The sequence below is a fragment of the Achromobacter sp. D7-1 genome (assembly GCF_059760445.1).
The window spans coordinates 13,221-28,159 of record NZ_JCBAMT010000036.1 but is presented as its reverse complement, the minus strand read 5'-3'; the positions used below and the strand labels follow the sequence as shown (position 1 = coordinate 28,159).

General features: G+C 66.0%; 17 protein-coding genes and 1 tRNA gene. 4 read left to right on the top strand and 14 right to left on the bottom strand.

The features are described from left to right. The first annotated feature begins 177 nt into the window (after positions 1-177). Positions 178-1,377: an MFS transporter gene (locus tag AC6LKD_RS16840; protein WP_498116881.1), complete on the top strand. Its 1,200-nt coding sequence runs from the start codon at positions 178-180 to the stop codon at positions 1,375-1,377. 76 nt (positions 1,378-1,453) lie between these two features. Here the strand turns inward: AC6LKD_RS16840 and AC6LKD_RS16835 are convergent, their stop codons facing one another. The 4 genes from AC6LKD_RS16835 to AC6LKD_RS16820 are packed head-to-tail and all read right to left on the bottom strand — an operon-like array spanning position 1,454 to position 5,620. Continuing rightward, a complete protein-coding gene (locus AC6LKD_RS16835; RefSeq protein ID WP_498116880.1) occupies positions 1,454-2,764 on the bottom strand; it encodes an MFS transporter in 1,311 nt (436 codons plus the stop codon). A gap of 46 nt (positions 2,765-2,810) precedes the next feature. Next, complete coding sequence (dgoD, locus tag AC6LKD_RS16830; protein WP_498116879.1) at positions 2,811-3,959, bottom strand: galactonate dehydratase; 1,149 nt, start codon at positions 3,957-3,959, stop codon at positions 2,811-2,813. Further along, positions 3,956-4,609: a 2-dehydro-3-deoxy-6-phosphogalactonate aldolase gene (locus AC6LKD_RS16825; RefSeq protein ID WP_498116878.1), complete on the bottom strand. Its 654-nt coding sequence runs from the start codon at positions 4,607-4,609 to the stop codon at positions 3,956-3,958. The genes dgoD and AC6LKD_RS16825 overlap by 4 nt, the downstream gene beginning before the upstream one ends. A 9-nt stretch (positions 4,610-4,618) precedes the next feature. Continuing rightward, entirely contained in the window at positions 4,619-5,620 is a 1,002-nt protein-coding gene (locus tag AC6LKD_RS16820; protein WP_498116877.1) for a 2-dehydro-3-deoxygalactonokinase, read from the bottom strand. Between the two features lie 330 nt (positions 5,621-5,950). On the opposite strand from AC6LKD_RS16820, the gene AC6LKD_RS16815 reads away from it, so the two are divergent. Next, positions 5,951-6,769 (top strand): IclR family transcriptional regulator, encoded by an 819-nt coding sequence (locus tag AC6LKD_RS16815; protein ID WP_492274606.1) that lies wholly within the window; start codon positions 5,951-5,953, stop codon positions 6,767-6,769. Positions 6,770-6,786: 17 nt separating this feature from the next. Here AC6LKD_RS16815 and AC6LKD_RS16810 read toward each other — a convergent pair whose 3' ends face one another. From AC6LKD_RS16810 to AC6LKD_RS16795, 4 genes are all read right to left on the bottom strand, one after another. Continuing rightward, positions 6,787-7,407, bottom strand: a complete 621-nt coding sequence (locus tag AC6LKD_RS16810) for a glutathione S-transferase family protein (RefSeq protein ID WP_498116876.1) — start codon at positions 7,405-7,407, stop codon at positions 6,787-6,789. A 17-nt stretch (positions 7,408-7,424) separates the two neighbouring features. Further along, on the bottom strand, positions 7,425-8,003 hold the full coding sequence (gene ampD / locus AC6LKD_RS16805; RefSeq protein WP_498116875.1) for a 1,6-anhydro-N-acetylmuramyl-L-alanine amidase AmpD: 579 nt from the start codon (positions 8,001-8,003) through the stop codon (positions 7,425-7,427). Positions 8,004-8,075: 72 nt separating this feature from the next. Continuing rightward, positions 8,076-8,339, bottom strand: coding sequence for a PP0621 family protein (locus tag AC6LKD_RS16800; RefSeq protein ID WP_013396417.1), 264 nt, complete (start codon positions 8,337-8,339; stop codon positions 8,076-8,078). A gap of 1 nt (position 8,340) precedes the next feature. Continuing rightward, positions 8,341-9,183: a cytochrome C assembly family protein gene (locus AC6LKD_RS16795; RefSeq protein WP_013396416.1), complete on the bottom strand. Its 843-nt coding sequence runs from the start codon at positions 9,181-9,183 to the stop codon at positions 8,341-8,343. Between the two features lie 106 nt (positions 9,184-9,289). Here AC6LKD_RS16795 and ffh point away from each other — a divergent pair, with 106 nt between their 5' ends. Beyond that, positions 9,290-10,693, top strand: a complete 1,404-nt coding sequence (gene ffh / locus AC6LKD_RS16790; protein ID WP_013396415.1) for a signal recognition particle protein — start codon at positions 9,290-9,292, stop codon at positions 10,691-10,693. A 256-nt stretch (positions 10,694-10,949) separates the two neighbouring features. On the opposite strand, the gene lysM is transcribed toward ffh, so the two are convergent. The 5 genes from lysM to trmB all read right to left on the bottom strand — a co-directional run bounded on the left by lysM (position 10,950) and on the right by trmB (position 14,015). Next, positions 10,950-11,396, bottom strand: coding sequence for a peptidoglycan-binding protein LysM (lysM, locus tag AC6LKD_RS16785; protein WP_013396414.1), 447 nt, complete (start codon positions 11,394-11,396; stop codon positions 10,950-10,952). 42 nt (positions 11,397-11,438) lie between these two features. Continuing rightward, the gene (locus AC6LKD_RS16780; protein ID WP_013396413.1) at positions 11,439-11,756 is read right to left on the bottom strand and encodes a hypothetical protein; all 318 of its coding nucleotides are present in this window, start codon (positions 11,754-11,756) and stop codon (positions 11,439-11,441) included. Between the two features lie 281 nt (positions 11,757-12,037). Then, the gene (gene thiS / locus AC6LKD_RS16775; protein ID WP_013396412.1) at positions 12,038-12,238 is read right to left on the bottom strand and encodes a sulfur carrier protein ThiS; all 201 of its coding nucleotides are present in this window, start codon (positions 12,236-12,238) and stop codon (positions 12,038-12,040) included. A 14-nt stretch (positions 12,239-12,252) separates the two neighbouring features. After that, on the bottom strand, positions 12,253-13,191 hold the full coding sequence (gene pip / locus AC6LKD_RS16770; protein ID WP_013396411.1) for a prolyl aminopeptidase: 939 nt from the start codon (positions 13,189-13,191) through the stop codon (positions 12,253-12,255). Then, entirely contained in the window at positions 13,191-14,015 is an 825-nt protein-coding gene (gene trmB, locus AC6LKD_RS16765; RefSeq protein ID WP_013396410.1) for a tRNA (guanosine(46)-N7)-methyltransferase TrmB, read from the bottom strand. The genes pip and trmB overlap by 1 nt, the downstream gene beginning before the upstream one ends. A 185-nt stretch (positions 14,016-14,200) precedes the next feature. On the opposite strand from trmB, the gene AC6LKD_RS16760 reads away from it, so the two are divergent. Further along, a tRNA-Gly gene (locus AC6LKD_RS16760) sits at positions 14,201-14,274 on the top strand. Between the two features lie 71 nt (positions 14,275-14,345). Here AC6LKD_RS16760 and AC6LKD_RS16755 read toward each other — a convergent pair. Then, positions 14,346-14,804 carry an Lrp/AsnC family transcriptional regulator gene (locus AC6LKD_RS16755; RefSeq protein ID WP_013396409.1) on the bottom strand — a complete coding sequence of 153 codons (459 nt, stop codon included), beginning with the start codon at positions 14,802-14,804 and terminating at the stop codon, positions 14,346-14,348. Positions 14,805-14,939: the final 135 nt, after the last annotated feature.

Genomic DNA, 14,939 nt, shown 5'->3' with positions numbered 1-14,939 from the left:
TCCGGGATTCATGACTCCAAGTCAAAAGTGTTTCGCTGTTTCCTACCTTTTTCCGCAAGGATCGCAGCGGCATACTGGGCGCCTGCCTTCCGATCGGACCTTTCCCGCGCCCCGGCCATCCGCGCCGGCCCGCTCCCGAAACACCCCGGTCGGCGCAATCGAACCCAAGGAAACCACATGCATCCCCAGGACTCCCAGCCGGTGAAGGCCGGCCTGCCATTGTTGGCGCTCGCCGTCGGTGCCTTCGGCATCGGCGTGACCGAGTTTTCTCCCATGGGCCTGTTGCCCGTCATCGCCGAAGGGGTGGACGTGTCCATCCCCAGCGCCGGCATGTTGATCAGCGCCTACGCCATCGGCGTGATGCTGGGCGCGCCGCTGATGACGCTGGCCCTGTCGCGCTGGTCGCGCCGCAACGCGCTGCTGGTGTTGATGGCGATCTTCACGGTGGGTAACGTGCTTTCCGCGCTGGCGCCCAACTACACGACCCTGCTGCTGGCACGTCTGGTCACCAGCCTGAACCATGGCGCCTTCTTCGGCCTGGGTTCGCTGGTGGCCGCCAGCGTGGTGCCGCGCCACAAGCAGGCCAGCGCCGTCGCCACCATGTTCCTGGGGTTGACCATCGCCAACGTGGGCGGGGTGCCGGCGGCTACCTGGCTCGGGCAGGTCATCGGCTGGCGCATGTCATTCGCCGCGACCTCGGTACTGGGCCTGATCGCGATGTTGTCGCTGTGGTTCGCGTTGCCGGCGGGCGAGGCCGGACGCCGTCCCGACATCCGCCGCGAGCTGGCCGTGCTGAAGAGCCCGGTGGTGCTGGTGGCCTTGCTGACCACGGTGCTGGGCGCGGGCGCGATGTTCACGCTCTACACCTATGTGGCGCCGACCCTGGCCGAACTGACGGGCGCCTCGCCCAACTTCGTCACGGCGATGCTGGTGCTGATCGGCGTCGGTTTCACCATCGGCAATACGGTGGGCGGGCGCTTCGCCGACCGTTCGCTGGACGGCAGCCTGATCGCTTTCCTGGTGCTGATCATCGCGGATCTGCTGGCGTTCCCGTGGCTGGCGGCCACGCCGGTCGGCGCCGCCATTGCACTGCTGATCTTCGGCTTCGGCACGTTCGCCGTGGTGCCGCCGCTGCAGATGCGTGTCATGCGCGCCGCCACCGACGCGCCGGGCCTGGCCTCGTCGGTGAACGTGGGCGCCTTCAACCTGGGCAACGCGGTGGGCGCGGCGGCTGGCGGGGGCGTGATCTCGGCGGGCATGGGCTATGCCGCGGTGCCCGTGGTCGGCGCCCTGATCGCCGCGGCCGGCCTGGGCCTGGTGCTGTGGCAGCGCGCCAGCAACCAGCGCCAGCGGAAGCTGGCGATGCATGGCTGCTGAATCCGCGATACACGCCAAGTAAAAAGGGCGCCTGTGCATGCAGGCGCCCTTTTTCCATGCCGGGAAACCGGAGCGATCAAGCCTCGATCCGCTCCACCTTGCCCACCAGCAGGATGTACGACAGCGCGCCCAGCAAAGCCAGCGATGACACATACACGATGGCCGGCGCGAAGCTGTCCTTGGTCACCAGGAAGCCGATCACGATGGGCGTGCAGATCGACGACAGATTGCCGACGAAGTTGAACACGCCGCCCGTCAGTCCCAACAGGCGCACGGGCGCCAGCGTCGACACCAGCGACCAAGTGATGGACGCCAGCCCGTTGCCGAAGAAAGCCACCGCCAGGAAGAAGATCACCCAGGGTGTGGAATCGGTGAAGTTCGCGCCGATCATCGAGGTGGAGATCAAGAGTCCCAGGATGATGGGCAGCTTGCGCGCCAGGCCGATGGTGGCGCCGCGGCGGATCAGAAAGTCGGACAGCACGCCCGAGCACAGCACGCCGACGAAGGCCGCCAGGAACGGCACCGACGCCAGGAAGCCGGACTTGATGAAGTCCATCCCGCGGTACTTCACCAGGTAGGTGGGGAACCAGGTCAGGAAGAACCACAGCGTGGAGGTCAGGCAGAACTGGCCCAGGTACACGCCCCACAGCTTGCGCTTGCTCATGACCTGGCCCAGGTCGTTCCAGTTGAAGGGGGCCTTCTTTTCCTTGACGCTGCGGTCCAGGTCGACCACTCCGCCGCCTTGCTGGATCAGCTCGATTTCCGCCGCATTGGCGCCCTTGAACTGGCGCGGCTCGCGGTAGATCATGAACCACAGCACGCCCCACACGATGCCCAGCAGCCCGGTGCTGACGAACACCATGTGCCAGCCGTAGTGATGCTGCAGCCACGCCAGCACCGGCGTCAGGAACGCCAGGCCCACGAACTGGCCCGAGGTATAGAAGCCGATGGCGGTGGCGCGTTCGCGTTCCGGGAACCAGGTGGTGACGACGCGGTTGTTGATCGGATAGGCCGGCGCTTCCAGCGCGCCCACGGCCAGGCGCAGCACGAACAGGATCACGAAGCTGCCGGCAAAGCCCATGAAGAACGTGGCCGCTGACCACAGGATCAGCGCGGCGGCGTACAGCACGCGCGGCGATACGCGGTCCACCAGCCAGCCGCCGGGGATCTGCATGGCGGCGTAGGTCCAGCCGAAGGCCGACAGGATCAGACCTTCATGCACCGTGTCCAGGCCGAACTCGTCCTTGAGCGCCGGCGCGGCGATGGACAGGTTGCTGCGGTCCAGGTAGTTGATGACGACGGTGATGAACAGCATCACCATGATGAGGTACCGGCTGCGCGTGGGGCGCTGGGCGCTTTGCAGGCCGGCGTGCGTGGCTGTGGACAAGGGCTGTCTCCTCTTTCTCTTTATCTGTCGGCGGATGGCGGGCGGCTTACCATTCGGCGAAGCTGCCGTCGGCGTGGCGCCAGACCGGGTTGCGCCAGCGGTGGCCCACGGCGGCGCGTTCCTTCACGTATTCCTCGTTGACTTCGATGCCCAGGCCGGGGCCTCGCGGAATCGCGACCATGCCGTCTTCGTAGGCAAAGACTTCGCGATTGCTGACGTAGTCCAGCAGGTCGTTGGCGGCGTTGTAGTGGATGCCCAGGCTCTGTTCCTGGATGAAGGCGTTGTAGCAACCCGCGTCGATCTGCAGGCAGGTGGCCAGCGCGATCGGGCCCAGCGGGCAGTGCAGGGCCAGCGCCACGTCGTAGGCTTCGGCCATGGCCGCGATCTTGCGGGTTTCGGTGATGCCGCCGGCGTGCGAGGGATCGGGTTGGATGATGTCCACATAGCCTTCGGACAGCACGCGCTTGAAGTCCCAGCGCGAGAACAGGCGTTCGCCCAGCGCGATCGGGGTGGAGGTCAGCGGCGCCAGTTCCTTCAGCGCTTCGTAGTGTTCGCTCAGCACCGGCTCTTCGATGAACATGAGCTTGAACGGATCCAGCTCCTTCATCAGCACCTTGGCCATGGGCTTGTGCACGCGGCCGTGGAAGTCCACGCCTATGCCGACGTTGGGGCCGACCGCGTCGCGCACGGCGGCGACGTTTTCCAGGCACTTCTCGACCTTGTCGAAGGAATCGATGTACTGCAGTTCTTCGGTGCCGTTCATCTTCACGGCGGTGAAACCACGTTCCACGGCGCTCTTGGCTGCCGCGGCGGTGTCGGCGGGGCGGTCGCCGCCGATCCACGAGTACACGCGGATGCGGTCGCGCACGTTGCCGCCCAGCAGTTGCGATACCGGCACGCCCAGGTGCTTGCCCTTGATGTCCCACAAGGCCTGGTCGATGCCGGCCAGCGCGCTCATGTGGATGGCGCCGCCGCGGTAGAAGCCGCCGCGGTACAGCACGGTCCAGTGGTCTTCGATGTTGCGGGGGTCTTTGCCGATCAGGTAATCGGACAGTTCCTCGACTGCGGCGGCGACCGAATGCGCGCGGCCTTCGACGACGGGCTCGCCCCAGCCGACGATGCCTTCGTCCGTTTCAATCTTCAGGAAGCACCACCGCGGCGGCACGATGTAGGTGGTGAGCTTGGTGATCTTCATGCTTGGGTCTCCTGGGCGGGATAGGCGCGTTGCCAGGCGGCGATGAATGCGCGCGCGTTCTGGCCGACGGCGGCGGCCGACAGGCCGGGTTTGTACAAGGCGGAGCCCAGGCCGAAGCCGCTGGCGCCCGCCTGGGCGTAAATGGCGATGTTGTCGGGCGTGATGCCGCCCACGGGAGCCAGCGCGATAGGCGGGCGCAGCACGGCGCGCCAGGCTTTCAGCACGGCAGGGCCGAGCTGCTCGGCCGGGAATATCTTCAGCACGTCGGCGCCGGCCGCCAGGGCGGCGTAGGCTTCGGTGGGCGTGGCCACGCCGGGGCAGGAGGCCATGCCCAGCGCTTTGGCCGCGCGGATCACGGCGGCGTCGCTGTGCGGCATGACGATCAGTTCGCCGCCTGCCTGCTGGACCCGGGCGCAGTCCTCGGGATCCAGCACGGTGCCGGCGCCGATCAGGCAGTCGGTGGGGAGCGCCGCGCGCATGGCGCGGATGCTGTCCAGCGGATCCGGTGAATTCAGCGGCACTTCGATCAGGCGGAAACCCGCGGCATAGAGTTCCAGTCCTATGGCTTCGGCTTCGGCCGGCGTGATGCCGCGCAGGATGGCGATCAGGCCGCAGTGGGCCATGGCGGTTTGCAGACCAGGATGGTTCATGTTCGGTTCCTATTCTTTGGAAGGCGAGGCGATCAGCCCGGCGCAGACGGCCAGGTGCCAGAGGCCGCGCTCGGTGGCGTTCTGCGCCTGCTCGGGCGTACCCAGGCCGTAGTGCTGCATGGCCTGGATGTAGCGGCGGCACAGCGCGGGATCGCCGCAGAGCACGATGCGGGGCAGTTCGCCCTGCTGTTGCAGCATTTCGGCCAGCGCGGCGATTTCATGGCCGATGAGCAGGCCCGACAGATAGTCGGCCTGCGATTCGGGCGCCAGCTCGCCGGTCAGGCCGAGCGCGCGCGTGCTGAAGATGGTGGAAAGCACGCCGGCGCGGCCGGCGGGCGCGCCGGCCACTTTCAGGCCGCGCTCGAAGGCGGCCATGTCGGCGCTGGCGGCGTCGGCCATGGTCCGGCCCAGGATGGTGTGGCCGCGCAGTGCGGCATAGACCTCGCCGGTCATGAAGGTGTCGAAGTGCGTGACGCGGCCGCGGCGGGCGCTGACCCACTTCGAATGAGTGCCGGGCAGGCCGATCAGGACGCTGTCGGCGCTGCGGGTCGCCGGGTCCGCCATCACGCCGACGACCTGGGTCTCTTCACCGCGTATCACGTTGGGCAGGCCATGGCGCTGGATCAGGCCGGGCACGATATGCAGGGAAGGGCCAGCCTCGCGTTCGACCTTGGTCAGCAGCGTGCCGATGCGCTGCAGGTCGACGGGCACGTCCAGGTAGGCGGCTTCCTTCCAGCCCTGGGCGCTGCCGACCATGCCGCAGGCGATCACCGGCAGGGTCGGCTCGGCCCGCAGCCAGTCGCCGCAAGCCTGTTCGAAGGCCAACTCGAAGCCCGACAGCGCCGTGGTGGCGGCGCCGTCCTGCAGCGGCTGCGGCAGGCGCATGATGCCCCAGGGCAGGTGGCGCGTGTCCAGCGTGCGACCCACGGCATCCAGCCGGTAGGCGCGCAGCGAGGAAGTGCCCCAATCCAGCGCGATAAGCGCCGCGCGGGCGGGAGATCCGGTAGTCATCAGAAGCTGTCTCGTTTCCGGCCGCAAATCCGGCTGCGGACGCGCGGTGGGGCTGGCGCGGGGCAGAGGTTTTGCGGACCTTGTTGTCTGATGCCCGCAGGACGTTGGGAGCGCGCGGCGGGCGATGGGAAAAATTCTAGATCAGTGCTTGAAAAATCTCAAAATATAGAATTAAATCCCACATACAGGGAATAATGACTGGTGGTAGTCGCTTCGCCATCCTGCGCCCTTTTTGGGGCACCGCCCGGAAAGCGCGCCTTTTCCCGGCATCCGGCCGCGATCTTGGCGGTTATGCTTGCACTCGTTCTCTTTGTCGCCGACCCCGTTTTCATGACCACCTTGCCGACTCCTGACCGCACGCCCACCTTGGATCCCGATGCCGCGGCGCCCGCAGGCACGCAGACGCTGATGCGTGGCCTGGCGGTGGTGCAGGCGGTGGCCACCGGCGCGCGCGACCTGAAGGAAATCTGCGCCCGCATCGGCGTGGCGCGCAGCACCACGCACCGCTTGGCCAGCTGCCTGGTGCAGGAGCGCTATCTGCGGTCCTTGCCTGGCGTGGGCTATGTGCTGGGGCCCAAGCTGATCGAACTGGGTTTCCAGGCGCGCGAGGCCTTCCCCATGGCGACGCTGGCGCGTCCCTACCTGGACGGCCTGGCGGAACAGACGGGCGACACCATCCATCTCGCTGTGCGCGACAACGACGAGGTCCTGTACCTGGAAAAGATCCCCGGCAAGAAGGGGCTGGAAATGCGTTCGCGCGTGGGGCACCGCATGCCGCTGGCCGCCACCGGCGTGGGCAAGGCGCTGCTGCTGGATACCGAAGAGCCGCAATGGAAGGCGCTATACCGCGTCGGCGCGCCGGTGTCGTCACGCGCGCCCGGCGGCAGCCAGACCTGGGAGATCTTCCGCGACCGCATGCGTGACTATGCCGCCAACGGCTATGCCTTCGACCTCGAAGACAACGAACCGTCGATCCGCTGCGTGGCGGCGCCGGTGCGCGACGCCTCCAGCGGCATCGTCGCCGCCATCAGCGTATCGAGCACGGTGCCCTACATGTCGCTGGAGCGCATGCGCGACATGGTCGCCGTCGTGCAGGGCGCGGCGGCGGGGATTTCAGCGGAACTGGGGTGGAAGGTGGACCGCGGCTGAGGCCGCGGCCCCGCGCCTTATTCCAGCGGCAGCGTCAGCACGCCCTGCGGGGCCGGACGCATCATGACGCGGCGATACCAGGCCGATAGCGCTGGCGTGTGGGGGCGCTCGATCGGCAATGCCAGCCAGCGGTGGGCGGAGCAGACCAGGGCGATGTCGCCCATGGTCAAGTGGCGCCCGGCGATGAACTCGCGGCCTTGCAGGGCCTGGTCCAGGATCAGGGCGCGCGCATTGGAACGCTTGACCGAGTTTTCAATCGCGGCCTGGTCGCGCTTGGCCTCGGGCGTGCGGATCAGGCCCAGGAAGGCCGGACCCATGACGCCCTGCCATTCGGTGGCTTGCCAGTCCATCCAGCGGTCGGCGTCCGCGCGCATGCACGCGTCTTCCGGCCACAGGCTGCCCGCGCCGTAGCGCGCAGCCAGGTAACGCACGATAGCGTTCGATTCCCACAGCACGAAGCCGCCGTCGTCGATGACGGGCACCGTCCGGTTGGGATTCAGCTTGGCGAACTCGGGCGTGTCGACCACGCCGAACGGGCCGCCGGCCTGCGTGAAGGAATGCGGCAGGGCCAGTTCGCGCACCGCCAGCATGACTTTCTGAACGTTGACGGAAGTCAGGCGTCCCCAGATCTTCAACATAACCATTCCTTGTAGTGTCAGACGGGCGGCAGCTGCCGCCGTGCAAAGCCGCTGTCGCGCGCAAAGCGCGTCCAGTTGAAAGCGGGCCCGGGGTCGGTCTTGCGCCCCGGCGCGATGTGCTCGTGGCCCCAGGCGGCGGCAAGAGGATAGCGCGCGCGCAGCGCCGGCGTCAGCTTGCGCAGCGCCAGGTACTGCGGTTCGGCATAGGGCAGGGTATCCGTGCCTTCAAGCTCTATGCCGATGGAGAAGTCGTTGCAGCGTTCGCGGCCCGCATGGCGCGACACGCCTGCGTGCCAGGCGCGCTCGTCGGTGGCGACGAACTGGATGATGCTGCCATCGCGGCGGATGAAAAAGTGCGCCGACACGCGCAGGCCGCGCAGCCGTTCCAGCCAGGGATGCGACCCGTAGTCCAGCGTATTCAGGAACAGCCCGGCAACTTCAGGACCGCCGAATTTCCCGGGCGGCAGGCTGATGTTGTGCAGCACCAGCAGCGACACCTGCGCGCCAGCGGGGCGCGCGTCGCGGTTGGGGGAGGGCATGAGCGAAACACCCGGGGCCGGCGCCAGCCAGCCATGACGATCCAGAAGCAAGGCCATGGGAAGAGAGCATGCGTGTGGTTTCCAACACGCATTATGCCGTGCGGGGCGGCAAGCCTCTAATCGGGGGGCTCAGTGCCTGGCGGGGCCCAGGCGCGCGTGTTCCGCGCTGCACCAGGTCTGGCCGTTCTGCTGCAAGGCCTCGGAGCGGGGCAGATGAATGCCACAGTGGGCGCAGCGCACCATGGATTCCAGCGGTTTGGGTCCGCCCGCGCCAGTCTTGGCCTTTTTGGCGTCCTGCGCGCCGGCCTGGCGCGCAGCCGCCATGCGTCCGGCCAGGCGGGCCACGAACAGCACCAGGATGATCAGAACAATCCAGAACAGCAACTTGCCCACTTCAACCTCGATGCAGAATCATTTCCAGCACGAACCGGCTGCCGGTATAGGCCAGAATCAGGAACCCGAAACCCGTGAGCGTCCAGCGCAGGGCGACACGGCCGCGCCAGCCCCAGATGTGGCGTCCGGCCAGCAGCACGCCGAAGGTCAGCCAGGACAGCAGGGTGAAGACGGTCTTGTGGTCGAACGGCAGGATCTTGCCCGTCAGCTTCATGGAAGCCACCGAACCCGTGCCCACGGCCAGCGTCAGTACGACGAAGCCGATCCAGATGATGCGGAACAGCAGCTGTTCCTGCACCAGCAGCGGCGGCTGGGAATCCAGCACTCGGCCGACGATGCTGCGTTCGGCGGGAGCTTCCAGCGGGCGATGCAGGTGGCGGTCCAGCAGCGCCATCATCATGGCGTGCAGCGCGGCGATGGTGATCAGGCCGTAGGCCGCCAGCGCGATCAGCAGATGGACGCGCAGCCAGGCGTCATTGGCATGGGGCACGAACTGCCCCTGCGGGAAGAGCGCGGCCAGGCCGCTGGCAAGGGTGGCGGCGGGCAGCAGCAGCAATTGCAGGCCGTCTATGCGCACCAGCAGGCTTTCCAGCCAGAACACGACCATGCCCAGCCAGATGGCCGCGGACAGGGCCAGCGCCCAGCCTATGAACAGATGTTGGGCTCCCAACATCGATTGTTGCAGCCCGATTCCATGCAGAACCAGGGCTCCCAGCAGGCACAGGCGGGCGATCTTGCCGGTCTGTTCCACGCCGCCGCCGCGGGCCAGGCGGATCCAAAGCGACCCTCCCAGCACTGCGTACGCCAAGGCAGCCGCCGTGTGAAATACAATGCCTAGTGACATAGAAACCGTTGTCTGGATGGGGCCTTGGGGCGCATGCCGCCCGAAAGCGCAGAATCCGCGCCTGCGGCCACCGTTCAATCAACTAGTTTAAGCGGAAACGCCTCTCATGCTCGATAACCTAACTCAACGCCTGTCGCGCGTCGTCAAGACGCTGCGAGGGGAAGCCCGCCTGACCGAGGCCAACACCCAGGAGATGCTGCGCGAAGTGCGCATGGCGCTGCTGGAAGCCGACGTGGCGTTGCCCGTCGTGCGCGAGTTCGTCGCGCGGGTGAAGGAAAAGGCGCTGGGCGAAGAAGTCGCCAGCAGCCTCAGCCCCGGCCAAGCCCTGGTGGGCGTGGTCCACAAGGAACTGACGTCCCTCATGGGCGGCGACCTGGGCGCCGACTCCGGCGAACTGTCGCTGGCCGTGCAGCCGCCTGCCGTCATCCTGATGGCCGGCCTGCAGGGCGCCGGCAAGACCACCACCACCGGCAAGCTGGCGCGCTGGCTCTCCGAAGGCCAGCACACCCAGCACGGCCGCAAGACCGGCAAGAAGAAAGTGCTGGTGGTGTCCGCCGACGTGTATCGCCCGGCCGCTATCGACCAGTTGAAGAGCGTGGCGGCGCAGGTGGGCGTGGACTTCCTGCCGTCCGACCCCAGCCAGAAGCCCGAGGACATCGCCCGCAACGCGGTGGACCACGCGCGCCGCCATCACTATGACGTGCTGATCCTGGACACGGCCGGCCGCCTGGGCATCGACGAGGCCATGATGCGCGAGATCCGCGCGTTGCATGACCTGGTCAAGCCGGTTGAAACGCTGTTCGTGGTCGACGCCATGCAGGGCCAGGACGCGGTCAACACCGCGCGCGCCTTCGCCGAAGCGCTGCCGCTGACCGGCGTGGTGCTGACCAAGCTGGACGGCGACGCCCGCGGCGGCGCGGCCCTGTCGGTGCGCCACGTTACCGGCAAGCCCCTGAAGTTCGTCGGCGTCTCGGAAAAGCTGGACGGCCTGGAGCCGTTCTACCCCGAGCGCATGGCGCAGCGCGTGCTGGGCATGGGCGACATCGTCTCGCTGGTCGAGCAAGCGCAGAAGAACATCGACATCGCCGAAGCCCAGAAGCTGGCCGCGAAGATCAAGTCGGGCAACAAGTTCGATCTGAACGACTTCCGCGACCAGCTCGGCCAGGTGAAGAAGCTGGGCGACATGGGCTCGCTGCTGGAAAAGCTGCCGGCCCAGTTCCAGCAGGCCGCCGGCCAGCTGCAGGGCGGGCAGGCTGAAAAACAGCTGCGCCGCACCGAAGGCATCCTGAATTCCATGACGGCGGCCGAACGCGCCAAGCCCGAACTTATCAAGGCCTCGCGCAAGCGCCGCATCGCGGCCGGTTCCGGCGTGCCGGTGCAAGAGGTCAACCGCCTGCTGGCGCAGTTCGAGCAGATGCAGGGCATGATGAAGCAGATGAAGAAGGGCGGCATGGCCAAGATGATGCGCGCCATGGGCGGGATGAAGGGAATGGGCCGCTTGATGAAGTGATGCCCCACGGCGCGCGCACTGCGCGCGCTCACGGCCCTCGAGCCAGCGCTTGGTCCCTGGGCGGCTCCGTGGAAAACGATCTTTTGCATCGGACTGGAATGCCCCTGTTGGGGGCATTATTCATTCGGACGCGGATGCAAAAAAATGGCCAGACATTGCGTCTGGCCAAGTAATCGCGGCTAGCAGGGGGCGCCTGCCGCGATGCAAGCCGGAAAGCGCATGGGTGCTTTCCAGCTTGTCCGATTTCCGTCAGTGATCAGGACAGGGGCGGGATGCGCAGCACCTGGCCCGGGTAGATCTTGTCGGGGCTGGTCAGCATGGGCTTGTTGGCTTCGAAGATCAGGTTGTTCTTGGCGCCCTGGCCCTTGCCATACTGCGCTTCGGCAATCTTCCACAGGTTGTCGCCCTTCTGCACCGTGTACATCTTGGCTTCCGGCGCGGCCTGTTTCACCTTCAGTTGGTTGTCCACCTGGGCCACGCCCACGGTGTTGCCCAGCGCCAGAGTGATCTTCTCTGCCGCTTCCGTGCTGAGGGCCTCGCCCGCCACCGTGACCTTGTCGCCATCGACCGAGATCTGCAAGCCGTCGGCATTCAGGCCGTGCTTATCCAGCTCTTTCTTCAATTCGTCCGCCGTCGCGGCCTTGGCCTCGCTGGCGCCGAAGAGCTTTTCTCCAACGTCCTTGATGAAATTGAGCAGACCCATAGTGTTTCCTTTATCTATGTTGCGGTGAGAAAACCAGTGCCTTCAGGGCTTTTGGCCCATGAACATTTTGCGCACGATGCCGGCGATCAAGGTCAGTACGGCGCCACCCACGCCGCCGCCGACCACGCTGCTGGCGATCGCGGAAAGATCCAGTCCCGTATTGCTCGCTGCAACCGCGTCGGCTCCCGCGGTGATCATCGGGGCTAGCCAGGAACCGCCCGCCAGGCCGCCGATGGCGCCCGCGATGGTGTTGCCCAATGGACCCAGATTGAACTGCTGGAGCATCTTTCCCAAGCCATTGCCCCCGGCAGCGCCGGCGACAAGCTGGATGATCAGGTTGATGATGACTGCGGTGTTCATGATGCCTCCTCTGCCCATGAGGGCGATGTGCAACGCTAGAACAACTGCAAGACAAGAGTACGAAACCAGCAGGAACGATTATGACTCGCACATTCCCCGCGCGACGAGGGGTTAACGTGTAACAGGTTGCTAGCCTGTTGGCAGACTACGCAAGAATGCTGGTCAGTTTGCAGGGAACGCACCGCGGCGGGTCTAAACCGCATCCGGCGCGCGGCTTCATGCGACAAGGGCCGCTATCGCAGCGGCCCTTGTCTGTACAGCTTTTCAGTGCGGCGCTGGCGTCAGCCGCCGCCCACGGCCACGACGATCTCGATCTGGTCGCCGTCCGTCAACGCGGTCTGCTCATGTTGGCTCTTGGGCACGATTTCGCCGTTGCGTTCCACCGCCACGCGCTTGCCGGCATAGCCCAGGGCCTCCAGCAGTTCGTTCACGGTCGTGTCCAGCGGGAACTCCCGTGCGTCTCCGTTCAGGGTGATGTGCATGCAGGTCTCCTCAGTTATCGCGCATAGCCGTCGGTGGCCGCGATCAGCCGCGCCAACGTGCCGGGTTCGTCAAACGCATGGCCCGCGTCCGGGACCAGGTGGAATTCGGCCTCGGGCCAGGCGCGGTGCAGGTCCCAGGCGGTGCGCGCCGGCGTGCAGACGTCGTAGCGGCCCTGCACGATGGTGCCGGGTATGCCGCGCAGCTTGTGCGCGTCGCGGAGCAATTGGCCTTCTTCCATGAAGCCGCGGTTCACGAAGTAGTGGTTCTCGATGCGGGCGAAAGCCAGCGCGGCGCGGTCGGCGGCATGGCTTTGCTGATGGCGAGGGCTGGGCAGCAGCGTGATGGTGCTGTCTTCCCATTTGCTCCAGGCCTTGGCCGCGCGCAATTGCTCCGCCGGATCATCACCCGTCAGACGCTTGTGATATGCCGCCACCAGATCGCCGCGTTCATCTTCCGGAATCGGCGCCAGGTACTCTTCCCAGCGGTCGGGGAACAGCCACGACGCGCCCTCCTGATAGAACCAGTGGATCTCCGAGCGGCGCAGGCTGAAGATGCCGCGCAGCACCAGCTCGCTGACGTGGGACACGTGCGTTTCCGCATAGGCCAGCGCCAGCGTCGACCCCCAGGACCCGCCGAACACCAGCCATTTTTCCGCGCCCATGACCTCGGAGCGCAGGCGCTCGATGTCGGACACCAGATCCCAGGTCGTGTTGTTCTCCAGGCTGGCGTGGGGCTGCGAACGGCCGCAGCCGCGTTGATCGAACAGCAGCACGTTATAGCGCTGCGGATCGAACAGCTGGCGATGCACGGGCGAGCAGCCGCTGCCGGGTCCGCCATGCAGGAACACGGCGGGCTTGCCCTGAGGATTGCCGCAGAGTTCCCAATAGATCTGGTGGCCGTCGCCAGTGTCCAGGGTGCCTTGGCGGTAGGGTTCGATGGGCGGGTATAGCATCAGGCGACTCGCTTGAAGATAAGGTCCCAGACGCCGTGGCCCAGGCGCAGGCCGCGGTTCTCGAATTTGGTGAGAGGGCGGTAATCAGGGCGCGGCGCGTAGCCGTCCGCGGTATTGGCAAGCTGCGGCTCGTTGCCCAGCACTTCCAGCATCTGCACCGCGTAGTCTTCCCAGTCGGTGGCGCAATGGATGTAGCCGCCCGGCGCGATGCGGCTGGCAAGCAGCGAAATGAACGCGGGCTGGATCAGGCGGCGCTTGTGATGGCGCTTCTTGGGCCACGGATCCGGAAAATAGATGTGCACGCCGGCCAGCGAATCGGGGGCGATCATGTCGCGCACCACTTCCACTGCGTCGTGCTGGATGATGCGCAGGTTCGGGATGCTGGAGTCTTCAATGCGGCGCAGCAGCGAGCCGACGCCGGCGTTGAACACCTCCACGCCCAGGAAGTTGTCGTCCGGACGCGCCAGCGCGATTTTCTCGGTGGTTTCGCCCATGCCGAAGCCGATCTCCAGCACCGTCGGCGCCTGCCGGCCGAAAGCGGCGGCGGGATCCAGGCGGCGCGGCGCATAGGGGATGGACCATTGGCCCATCAGGCGCTCGAGCGCGGCCAACTGGCCCTGGGTGATGTGGCCGCGGCGATGCACGAAGCTGCGGATATGGGTCGCGCCGGGGCTGTTGGGGGCGTGCGCGGTACTGGCCAGCGCCGCCTGGGTTTCCGGGGAAACGGCGGCCTGCGCAGCCTCGCCGCCAGGCGTCGCGGGGGTGCTTGCGGCAGCCGGGGCCGGGGCGGTCGCAGGGTTGTTTTCGGGGGTGTTCGTATTCATAGCCCGGATTGTAGTGGCAGGTCCGGCGCGCCGCTGTCGCCCAGATGCACTAAATTGGGGACATATTTAATCCGCGTAGGCCGAGGCCCGTCGGAGTACGGCGGCGGCAGGCATCCGGCCACGAGAAAAGGCGCGCTATAATCGCCGCCTCTGCTTCGGCTTTGCGCCGAGGGCACGACACCCGAGCGGGTGTAGTTCAATGGTAGAACGGCGGCTTCCCAAGCCTCAAGCGTGGGTTCGATTCCCATCACCCGCTCCAATTACGCCCCACATCCAACCCGTCGCTTTGGGATGCCAATCCCTAGGGCAGGGGCTTGCCGCGCTTGCGAATCAAAGATGGTCTAGCGGCAACGCCGTGGTGTACTTGAGTTCCTCCATGGCAAAACTCGAACTGACGTCAAACAGTTCAGCGACCTGGATGAGCTTCTTGTAGACGAAGTCGAACCCCGCGATATCGGGCACCACCACCTTGAGAAGGTAGTCGGTGTCGCCGGTCATCCGATAGAACTCCATGACCTCGGGCATATCCTTGACGCCGAGCGAGAATTTTTCAAGCCAATTGAGGTCATGGCGATTCGTCTTTATCGAGACGAACACCGTCACGCCCAGCCCCGCCTTGTTGTTGTCCAGCAGGCAAACCTGGCGGCGAATCAGGCCGGACGCCTGCAAGTGCTGAATCCGCTTCCAGCACGCGGTCGGTGACAGGTGGACCTGTTCCGCGATTTCATTGTTCGAGAGGCGCGCATCTGTCTGAAGCAACGCGAGGATGCACCGATCTTTCTTGTCCATGGCTCACTCAACTTACCCTCCCTTTTGCGCGGCGAACATATCCAGGATGCCGGTGCTGCTGCGCGGTTCGGAGGCCAAACCTGAGGTCGATGTTATAGGCGGTCTCACCTCGGGGCGATACAATTCATCGAGCCA